Raw genomic sequence first — 20,273 nt, forward strand, 5'->3', positions numbered from 1 at the left:
GGCGGAGTGGCCCTAGCCCCGTCTAACGGGCATTTCGAGGATGGTCCGCAGCTGGTAGCGGTCAGCGCGGTAGGTGGACACGCCGAGTTCCGCGCAGACGCCGCCGGAGAAGGACCTGCGCTGGAGCAGCAGCACGGCGCCGCCGCGGGGCAGCTTCAGCAGGTCGGCGTCGCTCGGGTCGGCGATGCCGCCGTCGATGGTGAGCTCGCCGGCGTCCATGACCAGCCCGTAGCGGCTCTCCAGCAGCTCGTACAGCGATTTGTCCGACAGGTCGTCATCGGCCAGGTCGGGGGCGAGCTTGACCGGGATGTGAGCCCGTTCGATGGACAGCGGCTCGCCGTCGGCCGTGCGCAGGCGTTCGATGAAGTGCACTTCCTCACCCGGCTGGATCCCCAGTTCCTTGGCCAGGTGGGCGCTGGCCCGCACGATGCGGCGGTCGAGGTCGCGCGAGCCCGGGATCATCCCGCGCGCCCTCATGTCGTCGGTGAACGACGTGAGCTGCAACGCCAGCTCGATCTTGGGCCTGGCCACGAACGTGCCCTTGCCCGGCACGCGGTGCAGGCGGCCCTCGGAGACCAGGTGGTCGACGGCCTGCCGTACGGTCATCCTGGACAGGCCGAACCGCTGGCAGAGCTCCCGCTCGGACGGGATGGCCGCGCCGATGCTGAGCTCGTTGCTGTCAATGAGGTCCAGCAGGATCTCGCGAAGCTGGAAGTACTTGGGCACCGGGCTATCCGGATCGATGTGCGCCACGGATCCTCCCCTCGATCGGCAAAGAAGAAATCTGGATCTGGTGGTGCGGCAGTCTATGGGCAGATTTCTTGTTTGGTGGCCATGGGCTATGGTTCGTACTGGTCTAGTCCGGACTAGACCACATGTCGCGAAAGACGGTCAAGTCCGACACCGTATGAATCGAGGGATGAGCTCAGGATGACCACCAAGATGCGCAGTGAGATCGCCGAGCAGCCGGAAGCGCTGCGGGCCACGCTCGACGCCCTGCTCCCCAGGGTGGGCGAGGTGAAGGCGGTGGGCGAGCAGACTCGCCAGCTGCTGTTCATCGCGCGTGGAACCTCCGACAACGCCGCAGTCTACGGCCGCTACCTGGTCGAGTCCCACGCGGGCCGGATGGGCGCGCTGGCGGCGCCGTCCATCGCGACGACCTACCGGCGCAAGCTCGACCTCGACGGCGTGCTGGCCGTCGCGATCTCCCAGTCGGGCCGGACGGAGGAGATCGTCGAGACCCTGGCCTGGGCCAAGGACTGCGGCGCGAAGACGGTCGGCATCACCAACGGCGGCGAGGACAGCCCGCTCGCCCAGGCGGCCGACGTCGCGCTGTGCACGCTGGCCGGCGAGGAGAAGGCCGTCCCGGCGACCAAGACCTACACCACGCAGCTCGCCGCGCTGGGCGTGCTCGCGCTGGGCCTGGGCGCCGACGTGGACGCCGAGGACCTGCGGCGGGTGCCCGACGCGGTGGAGAAGCTGATCGCCGAGCCGGGCGACCTGGACGCGGTCGTCGAAGGGCTGCTGGACAAGCCGGGCGTGGTGGTGTCCGGCCGCGGGCTCGCCTTCTCCACGGCCCTGGAGACCGCGCTCAAGCTCAAGGAGGCCTGCTACCTGCACGCCATGGGCCTGTCCTACGCCGACCTGCTGCACGGCCCGATCGCCGTCGTCGACGCCGACACCCCGGCGCTGCTGGTGGCCGCCGAGAACAGCCCCACGCTGTCCGGCACGGTGGCCCTGGCCGAGCGGGTCGTGGCGGCGGGCGCGGCGGCGTACACGATCGGCGGCGGCGACGCGCTCGCGCAGGCCGGCACGGCCGCGCTGAACGGCCCCGACCTGCCCGAATGGGTGGCGCCGATGGGCCTGATCATCCCCGGCCAGCTCCTCACCGAAGCGCTGGCCCGGCGCCTCGGCATCGACCCCGACTCGCCGCGCGGCCTCAACAAGGTCACGCAGACGGACTGAGCGAGGCGCCTCGTTTAGCCTGGTCACGGAGTTGGAACGAGGGAGGACCGGATGGCGGCGGATGTGAATGCGATCATCGCCGGTCTCGGCGGTGCCGACAACATCATCGAGATCGAGCCCTGCATCACCCGGTTGCGCACCGAAGTGCACGACGCGTCCAAGGTCGACCAGGCCGCTCTCAAGGCGGCGGGGGCGCACGGCGTGATGGCCGCGGGGAACGTGGTCCAGGTCGTCGTGGGGCCCGAGGCGGACACGATCGCCAGCGACATCGAGGACATCATCGGCTAAGGGCGAGACCATGACGACTGTTCTCGCCCCGGTCGAGGGGGCGGCTGTGGGGTTGGCCGCCGTGCCCGATCCGGTCTTCTCCGCGGGCATGGTGGGACCGGGAACGGCGATCGACCCGCTGCGGGGGCCCGGCAAGGCCGTAGCCCCCATAGCGGGAAAAATTATGAAACTGCATCCGCATGCCTACGTCATCGTGGGGGACGACGGCAGGGGCGTGCTGGTGCACCTGGGCATCGACACGGTCCAGCTCAAGGGGAAGGGGTTCCAGCTGCTGGCGGCCGAGGGCGACAGGGTCAGCGCGGGGCAGCCCGTGGTGGCGTGGGACCCGTCCGTCGTCGAGGCCGGCGGACGGTCCCCGGTCTGCCCCGTCGTGGCCCTGGACGCCCTCTCGGAGTCGGTGACCGGCATCGTCCAGGGGGCGGTGCACGTGGGGGACGAGCTGTTCACATGGACGTAGACAGCGTCGGCGCGGTCCCCGAGACCGGCGTGCGACGCCTCGGCGGCACGGCCGTACCGGCAGAAGACGTCACAATAGGCGTGCCCCCAGCCACGCCGGCGCCCGCCCCGACCGCGAGCGGCCGGCCGCCATTCACGCAAGGGTCCAGCTGGTCTGGACCGGGTACAGAAGGAGAGGCTCATGGGTGAGCGCAAGGTCACGGTCGCGGCGGAGGTGGGTCTGCACGCCCGTCCCGCGGCGACGTTCGTGAAACGGGCCCAGCTGGCCCCGATGGACATCAGCGTCGCCAAGGCCAGCGGCGGCGGGGCCCCGGTCAACGGCAAGAGCATCCTCGCCATCATGGCGCTCGACGTCCGGCAGGGCGAGACCGTCGTGATCACGGCGGAGGGCGACGGCTCCGAGGAGATCCTGGACGAACTGGCCACGATCGCCGGAGCGCCATGAACCTGCGGGGGGTTGGGGTCAGCCCGGGAATCGGGCACGGCCCCGCGTACGTTCTGACCGCCTCTGTGCCCGAACCCCCCGAGGGCAGCACCTACACCGGTGAGGCGGAGCAGGAGAAGGAGCGGGCCGCGGCCGCGCTCTCCCAGGTCGCGGGCGAGCTTGAGGCCCGCGGCAACCAGGCGGGCGGCGAGGCCGGGGAGATCCTCAAGGCCCAGGCGCTGATGGCCGAGGACCCCGGTCTGGTGGTGAAGGTCAGGACCCTCATCGACCGGGGCCTCGCCGCTCCCCGGGCGGTCTTCGAGGCGTTCACGAAGTACCGGGACGTGCTCAGCGGGGCCGGCGGCTACCTGGGCGAGCGGGCCGCCGACCTCGACGACATCAGGGACCGGGTGATCGCCCAGCTGACCGGGCACCCGATGCCGGGGCTGCCGGCCGCCCCCGAGGTGCCGTACGTGCTGGTCGCGACCGACCTGGCGCCCGCCGACACGGCCCTGCTGTCCCGGCGGGACGTGGCCGGGTTCGTCACCGAGCAGGGCGGGCCCACGAGCCACACCGCGATCATGGCCCGGGCGATGGGCGTGCCCGCCGTGGTCGCCTGCCCGGGGGCGACCGGCATCCCCGCCGGCGTCCCGGTCCTGGTGGACGGCACGACGGGCGAGGTGAGCCTGGAGCCGTCCGACGACCACGTGGCCGGGGCGCGGGACGCGGCGGCGGCGAAGCAGGCGGCGATCGGCGCGGCCAAGGGGCCGGGCCGGACCGCCGACGGGCACGCGGTGCCGCTGCTGGCCAACGTCGCCGGTCCCGCCGAGCTGGCGGAGGCGCTGGCCGCGGGGGCGGAGGGCGTCGGGCTCTACCGGACCGAGTTCCTCTTCCTCGACCGGGCCGAGGCCCCCGCCGTCGAGGAGCAGCAGCGTGCCTACCGGGCGGCGCTGGAGGCCGTGCCCGGCGCCACCGTGGTCGTGCGCACGCTCGACGCGGGCGCCGACAAGCCGCTGCGGTTCCTGCCCGCCCCCGCCGAGCCGAACCCGGCGCTGGGGGAGCGCGGGCTGCGCCTGTTCCGGCGCTTTCCCGAGGTGATGGACGCGCAGTTGCGCGCGCTGGCGGCGGCGGCCGAGGACGCGCCGGCCGAGCTGCTGGTGATGGCGCCCATGGTGGCCACGGCCGAGGAGGCCAGATGGTTCGCCGACGCCTGCCGGGCGCGCGGGTTGGCCAAGGTGGGCGTCATGATCGAGATCCCGTCGGCGGCGCTGCGGGCCGGGCAGCTGGCCGGGGTGGTGGACTTCGTCTCGCTCGGCACCAACGACCTGGCCCAGTACGCCTTCGCCGCCGACCGCCAGCTCGGCACGGTGAGCGGGCTCCAGGACCCGTGGCAGCCGGCGCTGCTCGACCTGATCGCCATGTCCTGCGGCCACGGCAAGCCGGTGGGCATCTGCGGTGAGGCGGCCGCCGATCCGGCTCTGGCGTGCGTGCTGGTCGGGCTGGGGGCGACCACGCTGTCGATGGGGGCGGGGGCGCTGGGGGCCGTACGGGCGGCGCTGGCCGCGCACACGCTGGAGCAGTGCAGGCTGGCGGCGCGCAACGCGCGGGCCCAGGTCACGGCGGCGAACGCGCGCGCGGTCGCGCGCACCCACCTGCCGGGGCTCGCGGCGCTGGGGTTGTGAACGGGCCGTTTTCGGGTCGCCGGACTCGTGCGGGCCGCGGCATGGATACCTTGGAAGGCATGTTCAGACGGATCGGCCCGGCAGGGCTCCTGGTGTTGGCGCTGACCGCGTGCGGCGGCGGCGGTGGCGCCCCGGCGAGCGCGGCCCCGGCGGGCGACGGGGCCACCCCCGCCGCCACCCCCGCGGGCAGCACGACCCCGCAGAGCCCGCCCCAGGCCGCGTCCGACCCGGTGCTGCGGGCGCTGCGGCGGATGACGCTGGAGGAGAAGGTCGGCCAGCTGTTCATGCCCGTCCTTTACGGCACCGCCGCCGACACCGTCTCCGGCGAGAACCAGGCCCGCTACGGCGTCCAGACCCCGGCCAAGGTGATCGCCCGCTACCACCTGGGCGGCGTGATCCTCTTCCCGGCGAACGTCAAGTCCACGGCCCAGGTCGTCCAGCTCACCAACGGTCTGCAGGAGGCGTCGAAGAAGGTCCCGCTGCTGGTCGGCACCGACCAGGAGAACGGCCTGGTCTCCCGCATGTCCGCGCTGATGACCGACTTCCCGGGCGCGGCCGAGATCGGCGCCACGAAGGACCCGGCGAACTCCAGGGCCGTGGCCAGGGCGACCGGCGAGGAGCTGCGGGCGCTCGGGGTCAACCTCGACTTCGCGCCCGTCGCCGACGTCAACGTCAACCCGCGGAACCCGGTCATCGGCAGGCGGGCCTACGGCGACGACCCGTCCGCGGTGGCGAAGATGGTCGCGGCGGCGGTCAAGGGCTTCGGCGACGCCAAGGTGGCGGCCACGGCCAAACACTTCCCGGGCCACGGCGACACGTCCGTCGACAGCCACACCGGCCTGCCGGTGATCAAGCACACCATGGCCCAGTGGGAGAGGATCGACGCGCCGCCGTTCAGGGCCGCCGTCGGCGCCGGGGTCGACGCCGTGATGAGCGCCCACATCGTCTTCCCCAAGCTCGACCCGTCGGGCGACCCGGCGACGTTGTCCAAGCCCATCCTGACCGGTCTGCTACGGCAGAAGCTCGGCTTCAAGGGCGTGATCTCCACCGACGCGCTCAACATGGAGGGCGTGCGCAAGAAGTACGGCGACGGCGAGGTGGCGGTGCGCGCCGTGCTGGCCGGGGCCGACCTGCTGCTCATGCCGTACGACCTGGGCAAGGCGTACCAGGCGGTGCTGGCGGCGGTGAAGGCGGGGCGCGTCTCCGAGGACCGGCTCGACCAGTCGGTGGTCCGGCTGCTCAGGCTCAAGCAGAAGAGGGGCCTGCTGTCGGCGGCGCCCGTCGCGTCGGCGCAGCAGGCGGCCGGCGTGCTGCGCTCGCCCGAGCACCGCAGGCTGGCCGCCAAGGTGCGGGCCGCGGGGTAGGCGCGAAGACCGATTCGCGGGGTTCTATCCTAGAACCGGATTCGCGCGAGGAGGCGGTCGTGGTCGCAGGGGTGCTCATCGACTGGGGTGGCGTGCTCACGACCAGCCTGACGGACTCCATCGCCCGGTGGCTCGCGGCCGACCGGATCGACGCCGAGCACTACCGTTCGGTGATGCGCGAGCTGGTCGACCACGCCTACCGGGGCGGCGAGGGGCAGAACGTCGTGCACGCGCTCGAACGCGGCGAGCTCGACGGCCCGGCCTTCGAGCGCGACCTGGCCGCGCGGCTGCTCACCGTGGACGGCGTGCCGCCGGTGGCCGAGGGGCTGCTGGAGCGCATGTTCGCGGGCTTCGAACGGGTTGACGCCATGTACGACATGCTCCGCGACGTACGGAAAAATGGTGTTAAGACGTGTTTGTTGTCTAACTCCTGGTCGAACAGCTACCCCCGCCACGAATGGGACGGCCTCTTCGACGCGGTCGTGATCTCCGGCGAGGTCGGCATGCGCAAGCCCGAGGAACGCATCTTCCGGCACGCCCTCGACCAGGTCGGACTGCCCGGCGAGCAGTGCGTCTTCATCGACGACATCGAGGCCAACATCCTGGCCGCCCGCGCGCTCGGCATCACCGGCATCCACCACCGCGACGCCGACACGACCCTCACAGAGCTGGAGACCGTACTCCGGCTCACGCTGCGACGGGCATGATGGTGCCCTTGCGATTTCGGAAAGGTTCGTGATGCGCGTCTATCTGCCGTGCACCCTCCCCGCCCTCGCCCGCGCGGTCGAGGCGGGGGAGCTGGGTCCGGCCCCCCTGACCGGTTACGCGGTGACCCCCGCGCTGACCGAGTGGTACGCCTCGGGCGACACCGAGGAACTGGAGTACGTCGCGCTGACCGAGGCGGCCCGCGCCTCGCTGCGCATGCTGGCCGCCGACCGCGCCGACGGCGTGCCCGCCGCGCACCGGCGGGTGGTGGTCGCCGCCGAGGTGCCCGACGGCTCGGTCTCGGCCGGCGTCGACCTGGAGGAGCGGGCCCGCGTGCGCCTGGCCGCGGCCGTCCCGATGGCCAAGGTGGCCGCGGTGCACGTCGACGACCACGACGCCGTCGGCGACGTCGAGGCCGCCGTCGAGGCGCTGCCCGCCGCCGACGACGGCGACGACGACGCCCGCTTCACGGTCGACGGCGCCGAGGCCCACGAGCTGATGTGGTACGCCACCCAGGAGATCCCGGACCTGCTGGGTTCATAGGATCGTCACCCTTGTCGAATAAGCTTGCTGGGACATGACAAAACACATCATCTGGGATTGGAACGGGACGCTCTTCCACGACGTCGAGGCCGTCGTCGGCGCCACCAACGCCCTGTTCAAGCCGTACGCGCTGCCTGAGCTGACCGCCGACGGGTTCCGCGCGGTCTACACCCGCCCCATCTGGGTCGCCTACGAGCGGCTGCTCGGCAGGCCGCTGGCCGAGGGGGAGTGGGAGCTGCTGGACGACGGGTTCCACGAGCACTACTTCAGGCTCAGCGCCGCCTGCGGGCTGGCCCCCGACGCCGAGGTGGTGCTCGCCGGCTGGGCCGGCACCCAGTCGCTGTGCTCGATGGCCCCCCACGCCCATCTCGTGCCGATCGTCGAGTCCTTCGGCATCACCCGGCACTTCACCCGGATCGACGGGCTGGTCGGCACCACGGGCGGCGAGAAGGCCGTGCACATGACGGCCCACATCCAGGCCCTCGACCTCGACCCCGGCGAGGTCCTGGTGATCGGCGACAGCGTCGACGACGGGCTCGCCGCGCGGCACGTGGGGGCGCGGGCGGTGCTCTACACCGGCGGCATGACCACGCGGGCCGAGCTGGAGGGCACCGGCCTGCCCGTGGTGGACACGCTCGCCCAGGCGCTTCAGTACGCCTGAGGGGGATATGCCGGATCCGCCGGGGGGCAGCCCCCGGCCGGGCCGGGGCCGTACCCTTGCCGGGAACCCCTCAGGAGGTCGCCATCAACCGCCTTGTGCTCTGGAACGTCGATCTCACCCTGGTCGACGTCGCCATCGTGACCCGGGACGCCTACGCCGAGGCGTTCCGCGCCGTGACCGGCCGGCCGCTGGTCAAGCTCGTGCCGCCGCTCGGCCGTCCCGACTCCGAGATCGTCTTCGAGACGCTGGCCGTCAACGGCATCGCGGCCGAGGACGACCACCTGCCCAGGTTCCTGGCCGCGCTCGCCCTCGCCTTCGCCGACCGGCGCGGCCGGCTGGCCAAGGAGGGCCGGATGATGCCGGGGGCCAAGGACGCGCTGAAGTCGGTGGCCCGGCTCGACGGCGTCGTGCAGACGGTGCTGACCGGCACGATCAAAGGCAACGCCGTGCACAAGCTCAAGGCGTTCGGGCTGGACAGGTACGTCGACTTCGAGCTCGGCGGCTACGGCGAGGAGGTCTACCCCAAGGCGACGCTGCTGCAGGTCGCGCAGGGGAGGGCCAAGCAGCGGCTGGGCACGCCGTTCACGGCGGCCAACACGGTGGTGATCGGCGACTCCACGCGCGACGTGCAGGCCGCCAGGATCGGCGGGGCCGCCGTGATCGGGGTCGCCTCGGGGCGGTCGACGGCCGCCGAGCTGCGCGAGGCGGGCGCCGACCTGGTGCTGCCCGACCTGTCGGACGCCTCGGAGGTGGTGGCCGCGGTGGCCGGCCTGACCTCCCCGCTGGACCGCAAGGCCGGCTGACGCGCCTCTGTGCGGCGCGTCAGGGCAGGGCGGCGAGGAAGCGGGCGGCGACGGGGGCCGCCACGGCCGAGCCGGCGCCGCCGCCCTCCACGATCACCGCGAACGCCAGGTCCCCCTTGTAGCCGATGAACCACGAGTGCGCGGGCGGCTCCTTGCCCGAGCCGTACTCGGCCGTCCCGGTCTTGCCCGCGGTGCCCGCCGGGAAGTGCGCGCCCTTGGCGGTGCCGTCCGTGACGACGGCGGGCATGAGCTTGCGCAGGGCCGACACCACGCCCCGCTCCAGCGGGCGCGGACGGTCGTCGGAGGCCATCTCCTTGGACACGATCCGCGGCGGGATCCAGGCGCCCGAGGCGATGGCGGCGGCGACGGAGGCCATGTTGAGCGGGCTGGCCAGCACCCGGCCCTGGCCGATGGAGGCCGAGGCGAGGTCGGTGTCGTCCTTGGGGTCGGGGAACTCGGCCCGCACGGCCGGCACGCCCGGCTTGATCGGGACGCCGAAGCCGAAGCTCCTGGCCACCTCGGCCAGCCTGCCGCCGTTCAGCTCGGCCACGCTCATCTCGCCGAACGTCGTGTTGCACGAGTGCGCGAAGGCGTCCTTGAAGGAGAGCGTGCCGTAGTCCTTGAAGCCGGCGTTGTGGAAGGGGAAGCCGCCGATGTTCTTCTCGGCCGGGCAGGTGACCGTCCTGCCGGGCTCGACCCCGTCCGCGACCAGCGCCGAGGCCGTCACGACCTTGAACGTCGAGCCGGGCGGGTACTTGCCGAGCAGCGCCCGGTTGAAGCCGCCGGGCTTGTTGACCACGGCCAGGATCTCGGCGGTCGAGGCGCGCAGCGCCACCAGCGAGGCCGGCTTGGTGACGCCTTCCAGCGCCGCGGCCCCCGCCGCGTGCACCTTCAGGTCGATCGTGGTGCTGAACGGCTTGGTGCCGCCCGGCTTGGCCAGCGTCTCGACCAGCTCGTCGCCCTGGTAGAGGCCGATGATCGAGTCGCCGCCCAGGTCGAAGCGGTCGGGGTAGGTCTGCTTGATGCCCTCGACCAGCTGCTGCACCGAGCCGGGGGCGTCCGCGCCGCCGATCTCGGTGCCGTCGGCGGCCAGCACGCGGGTGGAGTCGCGCTTCTGGGCGACCAGGCGCAGCGAGAGGCCCTTCCTGAGCTTGGGGTGGATGGTCGCGGGGGTCCAGGCGACCTTCCAGGCGCCGTCCCGCTCGACCAGCTTGAGCCGGCTGCCGTACGTCCAGTCCCGGGGGCCGGTCAGCCTGACGATGAAGTCCAGGTAGCCGTCGTCGTCCGGGCCGTTGTCGGCGAAGGGACCGGTCGAGCGGTAGCGGGCGAAGGCGGCCTGGTCGATCTTGAGGTCGGAGCGGAACCGCCGGTGCCAGGACTCGAAGTCGGCGGGCGGGTCGGCGACGAGCCCGCGCATCTTCGCATAATCCTGGACGGACCAGGCCGCGAGGTATTCGTCGGTCGTCTGCTCGGGTGAGCCCTTCGTGCGCAACAGCCAGACCGCGGCCCCCGCCGCCACGATCAGCACGACAAGGACGGCCAGGACCAGCGGCCACCTGCGCCGCCGTCCGCGACGTGGTCCCTCCGGCCGGGCGCGCCCGTACAGTGTCCCCGTTTGTGATGCCATGGCCCGAGAACACCAGAGCCGGAAGAGTCCCGTCCAATATTGATATGACGGTCTTATGGATATAAATCTGGATATAGTGGCTGGTCATGGACTTGGTCCGGCATCTCCGCTACTTCGTCGTCGTGGCGGAGGAACTGCACTTCGGGAACGCCGCGATCCGCCTCGGCATGGCGCAGCCGCCGCTCAGCCAGCGCATCAAACGTCTGGAGGAGGAGCTCGGCGTGCAGCTCTTCGACCGCTCCGCCCGGCAGGTACGCCTGACCGAGGCCGGCCGGCTGCTGCTCGGCGAGTCCCGCGAGATCGTCGCCCGGGTCGAGCGGCTGCGCGAGCTGGCCCGCCACGGCGACGGCGGCGTGCTCAAGATCGGGGTGCCGCCCGACCTGGCCGCCTCCGTGATCGCCGCCCTGGTCGCGGGCTTCCGCGCGGTCAATCCGGACGTACGGCTCGTCCCCGTCGAGAACTGGACGGCCGACCAGGTGTCCGCCCTGGCCGGGGGCACGATCGACGTCGGGCTCGTCCGCCATCCGGTCGCCGCCCCCGGCCTGGACTTCGGCCAGGTGCTCGTCCAGCCCCTGGGCGTGCTGCTGGCTGAGGACGACCCGCTGGCCGCGGCCGGCGAGGTGCACCTGACCGATCTGGCCGGGCGCGAGCTGCTGATGCCGCCCAAGGAGGGCGAGCCGGGCTGGCACGCCGAGACGCTGGCCGAGTGCCGCCGGCACGGGTACGTGCCCGGCCAGGTGCACCAGGGCGCCGGGCTCGGCCTGGTGCTCGCCGGTCAGGCGGTGGCGTTCGGGCCCGGGGCGGACGTCCCTGGGCTGGCCTGGCGGCCGCTGCTAGGCTCGCCGATCGCGTGCCGGGTCTCCACGGCCTGGCGCGCGGCGACGGGCCCGAAGCAGGACTGGGTCGCCGGGTTCTCGGACGTCGCCGTACGCACGTTGAAGGAGAGCGCCGGGATGACCGACGAGGGCGCCGCGCCCGCGCGGCGGATCAGCCGGAGGCCGGGGATGGTGGCATGAGCGATCCCGACTACGCGGCGCTGTTCCGGCTGGCCGGGGTGACGGGCTGGCTGCACGCCCGCGACATCGACTCCGGACGGGAGTCCGGCCACGGCGCCGACGAGCCGATGCCCCTGGCGTCGGTGTACAAGCTGCCGCTGCTGGTCGAGTTCTGCCGGCAGGCCGACGCCGGGCGGCTGGACGCGACGGCCCCGACGACCGTGACGTCCGGCCAGCGGGTCTCGGGGCCCACGGGCCTGTCGGCCATGCTCGACGACGTGACGATGTCGCTGCGCGACCTGGCGTACCTGATGATGGCGGTGAGCGACAACACCTCCGCCGACGTGCTGCTCGACCGGGTGGGCATGGACAACGTCAACGCCATGCTGGACGCCTTCGGCCTCGACGGCACCCGGATGCGGCAGAGCGGCCGCGACCTGTACGAGACCATGGAGCTGGACACCGGCCACGGGTGGCCGTACCTGGATCCCGACGACATCTCCCGCATGCGGGCGCTCGACCCCGCGCACACCAACCGCAGCACCCCGCGCGAGATGACCCGCCTGCTCTCCATGATCTGGCGGGACGAGGCCGCCTCGCCGCAGTCGTGCTCCTGGATGCGCGGCGTGCTCAACATGCAGGTGTGGCCCCACCGGCTGGCCTCGGGCTTCCCGTACGACGACGTCGAGGTGGGCGGCAAGACCGGGTCGCTGCCGACGCTGCGCACCGAGGTCGGCGTGGTCGAGTACCCCGACGGCGGCCGGTACGCGGTGGCGGTGTTCACCCGCTCGTTCAGCACGGCGGTCATCCAGCCGCGCGCGGACGCGGTGATCGGCACCGCCGCCCGTATGGCGGTGGACCACCTACGGAGGTAGCAAGTTATGGGGGAGGTCAGGTATGACTTTCCACCTGACGGGCGACAGGATGGGGCACATGGTTGCTGAAGGTGCGCTTCTCTGGGAACCGACCGGCGAGGTCGTGTCCGCCGCCAAGCTGACCCGCTACCTGGAGTGGCTGGGGCGGTCCGGCGCGAGCTACGAGGAGGTGTGGCAGTGGTCCGTCGACCGTCCTGAGGAGTTCTGGACGTCGATCTGGGACTACTTCGACGTCGTCGGGGAGCGCGGCGACGGGCCGGTGTTGTCGGGGGAGATGCCGGGCGCGACGTGGTTCGCGGGCGCCGAGGTCAACTACGCCGAGAACGCGTTGCGGCGCACCGAGGGCACCGCCCTGGTCTTCGTCTCCGAGGACGGCGCCCGCCAGGAGCTGACCCACGCCGAGCTGCGCGACGAGGTGGCCCGCGTCCGCACCGGCCTGGCCAGGCTCGGCGTCACCAGGGGCGACCGCGTGGCCGGCTACCTGCCCAACATCCCGCAGGCCCTGATCGCCTTCCTCGCCACGGCCTCGCTCGGCGCCGTCTGGTCGGCCGGCTCGCCCGACTTCGGGGTGCCGAGCATCGTCGACCGGTTCCGGCAGATCGAGCCCAAGGTGCTCATCGCGGTCGACGGCTACCACTACAACGGCAAGACCTACGACCGTTCCGACGCTGTGAACGAGATCGCCGCCGAGCTGCCCACGCTGCGCGCCACCGTCTGGATCCCCTACCTGTCGGCGGCCGGCGAGGGGCGCGCCCCCCAGCAGGCCGAGCCGGCCGCCGCGCACACCCGTTCGGTGCCGCACGGCGAGGTCATCGGCTGGGAGGCGCTGCGGGCCGAGGCGGGGCCGCTGGAGTTCGAGCGGGTGCCGTTCGGCCATCCGCTGTGGATCCTCTACTCCAGCGGCACGACCGGGCTGCCCAAGCCGATCGTGCACGGGCACGGCGGCGTGCTGCTGGAGCACCTCAAGTCGCTCGCCTTCCACCAGGACCTGGGCGAGGGCGATGTGTTCTTCTGGTACACCACCACGGGCTGGATGATGTGGAACTACCTCGTCGGCGCCCTGCTGGTGGGGGCCACGCCGGTGCTCTACGACGGTTCGGCCACGCATCCCTCGCCCGCCGCGCTCTGGCGGATCGCCGCCTCGGAGAAGGTGACGTACTTCGGGGTGGGGGCGCCGTACATCATGGCCTCGCTGAAGGCCGGGCTGCATCCGGACGGGCTGGAGCGGCTGCGCGGCATCGGCTCGACCGGCTCGCCGCTGCCGCCCGAGGGCTTCGCCTGGGTCGCCGCCGAGCTGCCCGGCACGCCGATCGGGTCGTTCTCCGGCGGCACCGACGTGTGCACGGGGTTCGTCGGGGCCACGATGCTCCACCCGATCAGGGCGGGGATCATCCCGTGCCGGTCGCTGGGGGCCAAGGTGGAGTCGTACGACCCCAAGGGCGAGCCGGTGGTCGGCGAGGTGGGCGAGCTGGTGCTGACCCGGCCGATGCCCTCGATGCCGGTGATGTTCTGGAACGACCCCGACGGGCGGCGCTACTTCGACAGCTACTTCGACGTCTACCCGGGCGTGTGGCGGCACGGCGACTGGATCAAGATCAACGAGGACGGCAGCTGCGTCATCTACGGCCGCTCCGACTCGACGCTCAACCGCGGCGGCGTGCGCATGGGCACCAGCGAGTTCTACCGGGTCGTGGAGCGGTTCGACGAGATCGCCGACAGCCTCGTGATCGACACCGGGCAGCTCGGCCAGGAGGGCAGCCTGCTGCTCTACGTCACCCTCGCCGAGGGCGCCGAGCTCGGCGAGGGGCTCGAACGCGCCCTGTGCGCGGCCCTGCGCCAGGAACTGTCGCCCCGGCACGTGCCGAACGAGATCCGCGTCGTGCCCGGCATCCCCCGGACGTTGTCCGGCAAGAAGCTGGAGGTGCCGGTGCGCAAGATCCTGCTCGGCACGCCCGTCGAGGAGGCGGCCAACCCCGACGCCATGGCCAACCCGGAGGTGCTGCGGCACTTCAGGCCGTGACGGCGAGGGCTCAGGACTCCAGCCCGAACAGCGGCAGGCAGGCGTCGAGGTTGCGGATCTCGACGTCGGGGGACGGCGACCAGTCCTCGCGGGTCATGCGGAAGCGCCGGGTGACGACCGGCTCGCCCTTGCGCGCGTGAACGGTAACGCCGTCCTCGCGGTAGCCGAGCTTCCTGGTCACCGCCAGGGAGGGGTGGTTGTCCTCGAACGCCTCCGTCACGGCGTGCCGCGCGCCGAGGCCGGCGAAGGCGAGGTGCAGGACGGCCCTGCGCATCTCCGTGCCGATGCCGCGGCCCTGGAACCGCCGGCCCAGCCAGGAGCCCGTCTTGACCTCGCGGGTGACGGGAAAGCCGGTCGCCATGACGCCCTGGGTGCCGACGACCTGGCCCTCGTGCACCACGACCAGCTCCAGCGACCAGTCGTCGGCGGTGAACCCGGCCCAGTTGCGGAAGTGGTACTGCACCGTACGGCGGGCCCGCTCGGCCGGGGCCGCCTCGGTCCACGGGAACATGAACGGCATGAAACCGGCCTCGTGGATGCCCTCGGCCGCCCGGTCGGCCAGGTCGTCGAGGTCGTCGAGCGTGGGGTGCCGCAGTTCGAGCCGCGGCGTGGTGATGGAGAGCTCAAAGAGCGGCCAGTTACGCATATTCCGGCATACTTCCAGGCGTACCCCGGCGTGCGCGACTCGTTTTTTGCCCGGTCCCGAGCTTTCCTGGAAAGGTTTTGCGGAACGGTGCGCGTTCCGGGTGTCGCCTTGGTTAAGGTTGGGGCTGTTCGGAGGGGTGAACAGAGGCCGGGCGGGTGAACGCGCAGCTCGCTCCCCGGCCTCTGGAGAAAAGGCGGATGCGTCCATGGCGCATCCGCCTTTTCTTGTTCCGCTGATTTCGCGCGTGTCTCGCCTCGGTCCATGCTTGCTAAAGGTTTGACCGTGCCGTCGCATAAAAGCGATATGCCGGTTTTTAGCGGGATTTACCGGTGTCGTGAATTGTCGGCGATCTGGGTAGGCGTTGACCTATGATCACAAAGGTTCGGAGAGCGGTTGTTTTCGCCGCTCTCGGGTGTGGTGGGCTTCCCTTCCTGGCCGGTACGCCCGCCGTGGCGGACACGCCGGACAAGGCGGACAGGGCGCACGCGGCGGACGCGGCGGACATGGTTGACATAGAAGACAGGGCGTACCGGCCAGACAGAGTGGACCGGACGGACGGGGTGGACCGCGCGGAACGGGTGGACCGGCCGGAAAGGGCGGACCGGGCGGTCAAGGCGGTGCCCGGCGGGGAGATCGTGCTGCGGCCGGGCGACCGCGGCGAGACCGTCAGGCGCCTCCAGGAGCGGCTGCACCGGAACGGCTACTACTACGGCAGGCTCAACGGCGTCTACGACGAGCAGACCAAGTTCGGCGTGTGGGCCTTCCAGAAGCACCGGCACCTGCGTCCGCAGGGTGCGGTCGGGCCGGAGGTGTGGCGGGCCTTCGACCGTCCGGTGCGGATGAAGCCGCTGGTGCCGCGCGGCGAGGCGGACCGGATCGAGATCAACCTGCGCTACCAGCTGCTCATCGTCTACCGTCACCGCCGCCCGGCGCTCATCTCGCACGTCTCGACGGGCGCGCGGGTGAACTACTGCGAGAACGGTCATTGCGGCAACGCGATCACCCCGACCGGCGACTTCCACGTCACCAGCCGCGCGCCGGGCTGGACCGAGGGCCCGCTCGGCACGATGTACGACTCGCTCTACTTCGTCGGGGGCATCGCCATGCACGGCTCGTCGAAGGTGCCGCTGCGGCCCGCCTCGCACGGCTGCGTCCGCCTGCCGCTGCCCACCTCGAAGCGGCTGTTCGACATGGTGCAGGTCGGCGAGCCGGTCTATGTGCGGGAGAAGTAGGTCAGACGCCTTGCGGCAGGCGGAACAGCCGGTCGGGGTCGTAGGTGGCCTTCACCTCGGCCAGGCGGGCGGCGTTGGGGCCGTAGTAGGCGCCGCGCCAGCCGGTCAGGTCGGGGTCGACGTAGTTCACGTAGGCGTGCTCGCCGAAGTGCGGGGTCAGCTCGCCGTGCAGCCGGCGCAGCCACGTCCGGTCCGTGCCCTTCGCGTAGTACTGCACGCTGTAGAGCGCGGCCCGGTGCGGGAACGCCGTGGCCGCCGGCCTGACCCGGCCCACCGCGCCGCCGAGCGCGTCCAGCAGCACGGCGTGCCGTCCGCCGCTCGCCACCCCGTCCACCAGGCGGCGCACGCCGTCGGCGGGGAGCTCGGCGTAGGCCAGGTGCGACTTGGCGGCGAACGCCTCCCGCCGCGGCAGGCGGCACTGCGCCACGGACCGTGACGCGCATCCCGCCATGATCATCATGGCCTCCCGGTACGACGTCGTCCGCACCGACCTCGACGACGGCGCGCCGACCCGCGCGACCAGCGGGGCGAGCAGGCGGTCCAGCGACGCCTTCGTGCCCTCGTACGTGCCGACGAGGAGCACGTCCAGGTCGCGTTCCTCGCGCGCCAGGTGCAGCGAGGACCACAGCTCGTCCGGCGCGGACGGCGCCCACGACTGCCAGGCGCGCACCGCGGCCCCGGCCCTGGACCACGGCCAGTGCAGGAAGAACACGGTCAGGTCGCGCGTGGCGTGGGTGCGGAAGGTGAAGGAGACCGCGACGCCGACGTTGCCGCCGCCACCGCCGCGGCAGGCCCAGTAGAGGCCGGAGTGGTGGGTGGCGTCCGCCGTCAGCAGGCGGCCGTCGGCCGTGACCACGCGTACGGACTCCAGGGTGTCGCAGGTCAGGCCGTACTTCCTGGACACCACCCCGATGCCGCCGCCCAGCGCCAGCCCGGCGATCCCGACCGTGGGGCACGAGCCCGCGGGGATGCTCACGCCGTGCCTGGCCAGCCCGTCGTAGACGTCGACCAGCTTGGCGCCCGCCCCGATCGTGGCCCGTCCGGCGGCGTAGGCGACCGTGTTCATCCGGGACACGTCGATGACCAGGCCGGTCCCGGTGGACCAGCCCGCGTAGGAGTGGCCGCCGGAGCGTGGGGTGACCGCGACGCCGCTCGCGCGCGCGAAGGCCAGGCACGCCGAGACGTCCGCCGGGCTCGCGCAGTAGGCCACCCCGCCCGGCCTGATCCGGTCGTAGGCCGGGTTGACCAGGCGGCGGGCGGCGTCGTACCCGGAGTCGCCGGGCAGCACCAGCGTGCCGGCGAGCCGCCCGCGCAGCCGCGCCCAGTCCGGGGGCGGCGCCGACCGCCGCGCGTCGGCGGCCAGCGCCAGCGGCGCGAGCGCGGTGAGGTGGAGAAAGTCGCGGCGGTCCATGGGCGTCCCCCGTCGGTCGTGTCGAACCGATCGATGAGACGCCTGGCCCTTCGGACAAGTTCGTCACAACTACATCACTACCGACATCACCCCGCTGTCCCGCCAAATCCGAAAATGTTGGTACTGGCCGCCACCCGCGTCAGCCCGGGAGCCTTCCGCAGCACGCCGTCCTTGACCAGCCGCAGCGGCGACGTGGGCGGCTTCGGCGCCTCCCCGCTCGTCTGGACGATCCGCAGGGCCAGCGCCGGGCACATCTCGACCGCCCGCCGCGCGTCCTTGACCATCCACCCCGGCACGTTCCGGAACGACGGGAACCCGTAGTCGTCCAGGTCCACGAACTCCGGCAGCAGGTGCGCGCACAGGCCGTGCCCCTGGCAGCGGGTCCAGTCCACCTCCAGCCGGTACTCGGGCTCCACCTCCGGCTCGGGCATCGGCAGCACGCCGCGCACCGGCCGGCCGCACGAGCCGTGCTCCAGGTGCAGCGCGATCTCGCTCTCGAACGCGTCCAGCGCCGACAGCACGAACTTGGCCGTGCCGTCGGGATGGAAGCACGCGCCACGCCGCTCGACGGCCCGCACGCACCGGCGCACGGCGTCCACGGAGCCCGTGCCCTCGGCGATCGCGCACAGGGCACGCGCCACGTCGGGCAACCCCAGACGGCAGGGTCCGCACTGCCCGGCCGACTCGGCGGCCAGGTACGAGGCCACCCTGGCCGCCTCGCCCAGCGGGCAGGTGGCGTCACCGAGCGGCACGACGATCCCCGCGCCCAGCGTGGCGCCGGCCAGCTTCATGCCCTCCCGCGAGATCACCGCCGACCCGGCCACCTCGGCCGACAGCCACGCGCCGTGGTAGCCGCCGACCAGCACACCGTCCCCGGCCTCGGCCTCGCACAACGCGAGCACGTCGGCCAGCAGGACGCCGGTCGGCGCCTCGATCACCGCGCCGTTGGCCGCGCCGCCGCTCACCGTGAGCAGGATCGTGCCGGGCTCCTTGCTGGTGCCCACCTCGGCGTACTTGTGGGGGCCGTACTCGGCCAGCAGCGCGAACTGGGCAAAGGTCTCGGTGTTGGACAGCAGGGTCGGCAGCCCGTCCACGCCGCTCGTCGCGGCCCGCCGCTTCCTTCCCGGCGGGATGGCCTCCTCGCCGTTCACGCCGCGGACGAGCGCACCGCCCTCCCCGCTGATGAACCTCTCCGCCAGCCCGACCACCCGGATCGGGATGCGGCTCTCCGAACCGCCCGACACGTTCGCGGCCCGGCGTTCGGCCACGGCCGCCGCCACGGACGACTCGGCCACCTCGCCCTCGACCGTGGCCACCACCACCTCGCGGGCGCCCAGCGCCTCCGCCGCCAGGATGGCGCCGTCCAGCACGAGGTGGGGGGTGCGGGTGAGCAGCATGGCGTCCTTGGAGCTGGCCGGCTCGCCCTCGGCGCCGTTGACCAGCACCACGCTCTCGCCCGTGCCCGCCGCGTCGGCCACGGCCCGCAGCTTGCGGGCGAACGGGAAGGCGGCGCCGCCCCGTCCGCGCATGTCGACCTCGTTCACCATGGAGATGAGCTCGGCCAGCTCGCGCGGCCGCGGCTCGCCGTGCAGCGTCCGGTGCGCGGGCAGGTCGAGCCGCCGGCAGTGGTCGAGCCCGGCGGTCAGCCGCGCCGGGCCCATCCGCAGCACGCGCGGCACCCGGTGCGGGATCACGACCGGCTCCCCGAGGTCGCGCCGCGCGGGCTCATCCGGCCTCCCGGTACCTGCGCCGCGCGTCGGCCAGGCTCACCGGCGCGTCGGCCGCCGCCGTCGCCGCCGCTGTGGCCGCGGCCGTCGCCCGCGGCCGCTCGACGGGCACGTCCGCCGCCACCCCGGCCGTCACGGCGGGCGCCTCGACCCTCTCCGGTACGACGGGCGGCCTGCGCAGCGTGGCCAGCACCCGCACGATCAGCGCGGACCCGACCGCGGCCAGGCACGCCACGTACGACCAGGCCACCCAGCCGGCTGGCGACCGGCCCGCCGTCAGCCCGTGCATGATCGCGATGGGCCAGGCCAGGTAGGCGGCCGAGTGCAGCAGCCGCCACAACCACGGCGTGCCCCGCACGGCGAAGCGGCCACGGAGCATCCCCGTGGCCACCGCCACGACCATCAGGTCGAAGGCGAGCGCGCCGAACCCCACGTAGATCCCGGCGACCGGCACGACCGCCGCGCCCGGCGGCGCGTGTCCCAGGCTGATCATGAGGACGATGTGCGTGACCAGGTAGGCGAGCCCGATGAGGGCGGTGGCGCGGTGCGCGAGCTGGGCCCTGACCCGGTTGGGCGGGGACAGGAACACGCGTTCGGTGGTGACCAGGCCGAGCGCGACCGTCGCGGTCAGCAGCACCAGGGCGAACACGCCCGCGTAGAACTCTAGGAAACTCACTCCGCGGCCGAGCAGCGCGACGCCGCGTTCTGTCCTGGCCAGCGCGAACACCGACAACAGGACGGCCGTCAACGAGGCGCTCGCCCCCAGCCGGACGTTCCTGGTGTCCAGCTTGGTGGGGGCGTGCCGGGGGTGTCGTCTGTGGAGCATCTATTTCCCTCCAAGGTCGGGTG

The 20,273-nt window shown here is 72.5% G+C and carries 20 protein-coding genes; 14 read left to right on the forward strand and 6 right to left on the reverse strand.

What is annotated here, in order from left to right; genetic code table 11:
- Nucleotides 1–12: 12 nt before the first annotated feature.
- Nucleotides 13–753, reverse strand: coding sequence for a GntR family transcriptional regulator (locus ABT158_RS00365; protein ID WP_352349295.1), 741 nt, complete (start codon nucleotides 751–753; stop codon nucleotides 13–15).
- Between the two features lie 177 nt (nucleotides 754–930).
- On the opposite strand from ABT158_RS00365, the gene ABT158_RS00370 reads away from it, so the two are divergent.
- The 10 genes from ABT158_RS00370 to ABT158_RS00415 all read left to right on the forward strand — a co-directional run bounded on the left by ABT158_RS00370 (nucleotide 931) and on the right by ABT158_RS00415 (nucleotide 8,891).
- Complete coding sequence (locus tag ABT158_RS00370) at nucleotides 931–1,965, forward strand: SIS domain-containing protein (protein WP_352349297.1); 1,035 nt, start codon at nucleotides 931–933, stop codon at nucleotides 1,963–1,965.
- Between the two features lie 51 nt (nucleotides 1,966–2,016).
- Nucleotides 2,017–2,253, forward strand: coding sequence for a PTS sugar transporter subunit IIB (locus tag ABT158_RS00375; RefSeq protein WP_352349299.1), 237 nt, complete (start codon nucleotides 2,017–2,019; stop codon nucleotides 2,251–2,253).
- Nucleotides 2,254–2,263: 10 nt separating this feature from the next.
- Nucleotides 2,264–2,710 carry a PTS sugar transporter subunit IIA gene (locus ABT158_RS00380; protein ID WP_352349301.1) on the forward strand — a complete coding sequence of 149 codons (447 nt, stop codon included), beginning with the start codon at nucleotides 2,264–2,266 and terminating at the stop codon, nucleotides 2,708–2,710.
- Nucleotides 2,711–2,890: 180 nt separating this feature from the next.
- On the forward strand, nucleotides 2,891–3,154 hold the full coding sequence (locus tag ABT158_RS00385; RefSeq protein WP_352321677.1) for an HPr family phosphocarrier protein: 264 nt from the start codon (nucleotides 2,891–2,893) through the stop codon (nucleotides 3,152–3,154).
- Entirely contained in the window at nucleotides 3,151–4,815 is a 1,665-nt protein-coding gene (ptsP, locus tag ABT158_RS00390) for a phosphoenolpyruvate--protein phosphotransferase (protein ID WP_352349303.1), read from the forward strand. Before ABT158_RS00385 ends, ptsP begins: the two co-directional genes overlap by 4 nt.
- A gap of 59 nt (nucleotides 4,816–4,874) precedes the next feature.
- Nucleotides 4,875–6,179 (forward strand): beta-N-acetylhexosaminidase, encoded by a 1,305-nt coding sequence (gene nagZ, locus ABT158_RS00395; protein WP_352349305.1) that lies wholly within the window; start codon nucleotides 4,875–4,877, stop codon nucleotides 6,177–6,179.
- A gap of 59 nt (nucleotides 6,180–6,238) precedes the next feature.
- The gene (locus tag ABT158_RS00400) at nucleotides 6,239–6,886 is read left to right on the forward strand and encodes an HAD family hydrolase (protein WP_352349307.1); all 648 of its coding nucleotides are present in this window, start codon (nucleotides 6,239–6,241) and stop codon (nucleotides 6,884–6,886) included.
- 31 nt (nucleotides 6,887–6,917) lie between these two features.
- Complete coding sequence (locus ABT158_RS00405; protein WP_352349309.1) at nucleotides 6,918–7,427, forward strand: DUF6912 family protein; 510 nt, start codon at nucleotides 6,918–6,920, stop codon at nucleotides 7,425–7,427.
- Nucleotides 7,428–7,461: 34 nt separating this feature from the next.
- Complete coding sequence (locus ABT158_RS00410; protein ID WP_352349311.1) at nucleotides 7,462–8,088, forward strand: HAD family hydrolase; 627 nt, start codon at nucleotides 7,462–7,464, stop codon at nucleotides 8,086–8,088.
- A gap of 95 nt (nucleotides 8,089–8,183) precedes the next feature.
- Complete coding sequence (locus ABT158_RS00415) at nucleotides 8,184–8,891, forward strand: HAD family hydrolase (RefSeq protein WP_352349313.1); 708 nt, start codon at nucleotides 8,184–8,186, stop codon at nucleotides 8,889–8,891.
- Between the two features lie 19 nt (nucleotides 8,892–8,910).
- On the opposite strand, the gene ABT158_RS00420 is transcribed toward ABT158_RS00415, so the two are convergent.
- A complete protein-coding gene (locus ABT158_RS00420) occupies nucleotides 8,911–10,518 on the reverse strand; it encodes a penicillin-binding transpeptidase domain-containing protein (protein WP_352349315.1) in 1,608 nt (535 codons plus the stop codon).
- Nucleotides 10,519–10,604: 86 nt separating this feature from the next.
- On the opposite strand from ABT158_RS00420, the gene ABT158_RS00425 reads away from it, so the two are divergent.
- The 3 genes from ABT158_RS00425 to ABT158_RS00435 are packed head-to-tail and all read left to right on the forward strand — an operon-like array spanning nucleotide 10,605 to nucleotide 14,408.
- Complete coding sequence (locus ABT158_RS00425) at nucleotides 10,605–11,534, forward strand: LysR family transcriptional regulator (RefSeq protein WP_352349317.1); 930 nt, start codon at nucleotides 10,605–10,607, stop codon at nucleotides 11,532–11,534.
- Nucleotides 11,531–12,388 (forward strand): serine hydrolase, encoded by an 858-nt coding sequence (locus tag ABT158_RS00430; protein ID WP_352349319.1) that lies wholly within the window; start codon nucleotides 11,531–11,533, stop codon nucleotides 12,386–12,388. Before ABT158_RS00425 ends, ABT158_RS00430 begins: the two co-directional genes overlap by 4 nt.
- A gap of 58 nt (nucleotides 12,389–12,446) precedes the next feature.
- Nucleotides 12,447–14,408 carry an acetoacetate--CoA ligase gene (locus tag ABT158_RS00435; RefSeq protein WP_352349321.1) on the forward strand — a complete coding sequence of 654 codons (1,962 nt, stop codon included), beginning with the start codon at nucleotides 12,447–12,449 and terminating at the stop codon, nucleotides 14,406–14,408.
- Nucleotides 14,409–14,418: 10 nt separating this feature from the next.
- Here ABT158_RS00435 and ABT158_RS00440 read toward each other — a convergent pair whose 3' ends face one another.
- On the reverse strand, nucleotides 14,419–15,054 hold the full coding sequence (locus ABT158_RS00440; RefSeq protein ID WP_352349323.1) for a GNAT family N-acetyltransferase: 636 nt from the start codon (nucleotides 15,052–15,054) through the stop codon (nucleotides 14,419–14,421).
- A 542-nt stretch (nucleotides 15,055–15,596) separates the two neighbouring features.
- Between ABT158_RS00440 and ABT158_RS00445 the strand changes: the two genes are divergently transcribed.
- Nucleotides 15,597–16,286 carry a L,D-transpeptidase family protein gene (locus ABT158_RS00445; protein WP_352349325.1) on the forward strand — a complete coding sequence of 230 codons (690 nt, stop codon included), beginning with the start codon at nucleotides 15,597–15,599 and terminating at the stop codon, nucleotides 16,284–16,286.
- A gap of 1 nt (nucleotide 16,287) precedes the next feature.
- Here the strand turns inward: ABT158_RS00445 and ABT158_RS00450 are convergent, their stop codons facing one another.
- The 3 genes from ABT158_RS00450 to ABT158_RS00460 all read right to left on the reverse strand — a co-directional run bounded on the left by ABT158_RS00450 (nucleotide 16,288) and on the right by ABT158_RS00460 (nucleotide 20,250).
- On the reverse strand, nucleotides 16,288–17,697 hold the full coding sequence (locus ABT158_RS00450; protein WP_352349327.1) for an FAD-binding oxidoreductase: 1,410 nt from the start codon (nucleotides 17,695–17,697) through the stop codon (nucleotides 16,288–16,290).
- Between the two features lie 86 nt (nucleotides 17,698–17,783).
- Nucleotides 17,784–19,391 carry an NADH-ubiquinone oxidoreductase-F iron-sulfur binding region domain-containing protein gene (locus ABT158_RS00455; protein ID WP_352349329.1) on the reverse strand — a complete coding sequence of 536 codons (1,608 nt, stop codon included), beginning with the start codon at nucleotides 19,389–19,391 and terminating at the stop codon, nucleotides 17,784–17,786.
- A 31-nt stretch (nucleotides 19,392–19,422) separates the two neighbouring features.
- Nucleotides 19,423–20,250 carry a ferric reductase-like transmembrane domain-containing protein gene (locus ABT158_RS00460; RefSeq protein ID WP_352349331.1) on the reverse strand — a complete coding sequence of 276 codons (828 nt, stop codon included), beginning with the start codon at nucleotides 20,248–20,250 and terminating at the stop codon, nucleotides 19,423–19,425.
- Nucleotides 20,251–20,273 lie beyond the last annotated feature (23 nt).

Source organism: Nonomuraea sp. NPDC001636 (assembly GCF_040298265.1).
Classification (GTDB): Bacteria; Actinomycetota; Actinomycetes; order Streptosporangiales; family Streptosporangiaceae; genus Nonomuraea.

Bases quoted from the DNA above. Each gene is read 5' to 3' on its own strand.
- ABT158_RS00370 (WP_352349297.1), top strand. From the start codon at position 931: ATGACCACCAAGATGCGCAGTGAGATCGCCGAGCAGCCGGAAGCGCTG.
- ABT158_RS00430 (WP_352349319.1), top strand. From the start codon at position 11,531: ATGAGCGATCCCGACTACGCGGCGCTGTTCCGGCTGGCCGGGGTGACG.
- ABT158_RS00435 (WP_352349321.1), top strand. From the start codon at position 12,447: ATGGTTGCTGAAGGTGCGCTTCTCTGGGAACCGACCGGCGAGGTCGTG.
- ABT158_RS00440 (WP_352349323.1), bottom strand. From the start codon at position 15,054: ATGCGTAACTGGCCGCTCTTTGAGCTCTCCATCACCACGCCGCGGCTC.
- nagZ (WP_352349305.1), top strand. From the start codon at position 4,875: ATGTTCAGACGGATCGGCCCGGCAGGGCTCCTGGTGTTGGCGCTGACC.
- ABT158_RS00420 (WP_352349315.1), bottom strand. From the start codon at position 10,518: ATGGCATCACAAACGGGGACACTGTACGGGCGCGCCCGGCCGGAGGGA.
- ABT158_RS00385 (WP_352321677.1), top strand. From the start codon at position 2,891: ATGGGTGAGCGCAAGGTCACGGTCGCGGCGGAGGTGGGTCTGCACGCC.
- ABT158_RS00450 (WP_352349327.1), bottom strand. From the start codon at position 17,697: ATGGACCGCCGCGACTTTCTCCACCTCACCGCGCTCGCGCCGCTGGCG.
- ABT158_RS00405 (WP_352349309.1), top strand. From the start codon at position 6,918: ATGCGCGTCTATCTGCCGTGCACCCTCCCCGCCCTCGCCCGCGCGGTC.
- ABT158_RS00410 (WP_352349311.1), top strand. From the start codon at position 7,462: ATGACAAAACACATCATCTGGGATTGGAACGGGACGCTCTTCCACGAC.
- ABT158_RS00460 (WP_352349331.1), bottom strand. From the start codon at position 20,250: ATGCTCCACAGACGACACCCCCGGCACGCCCCCACCAAGCTGGACACC.
- ptsP (WP_352349303.1), top strand. From the start codon at position 3,151: ATGAACCTGCGGGGGGTTGGGGTCAGCCCGGGAATCGGGCACGGCCCC.
- ABT158_RS00425 (WP_352349317.1), top strand. From the start codon at position 10,605: ATGGACTTGGTCCGGCATCTCCGCTACTTCGTCGTCGTGGCGGAGGAA.
- ABT158_RS00380 (WP_352349301.1), top strand. From the start codon at position 2,264: ATGACGACTGTTCTCGCCCCGGTCGAGGGGGCGGCTGTGGGGTTGGCC.
- ABT158_RS00375 (WP_352349299.1), top strand. From the start codon at position 2,017: ATGGCGGCGGATGTGAATGCGATCATCGCCGGTCTCGGCGGTGCCGAC.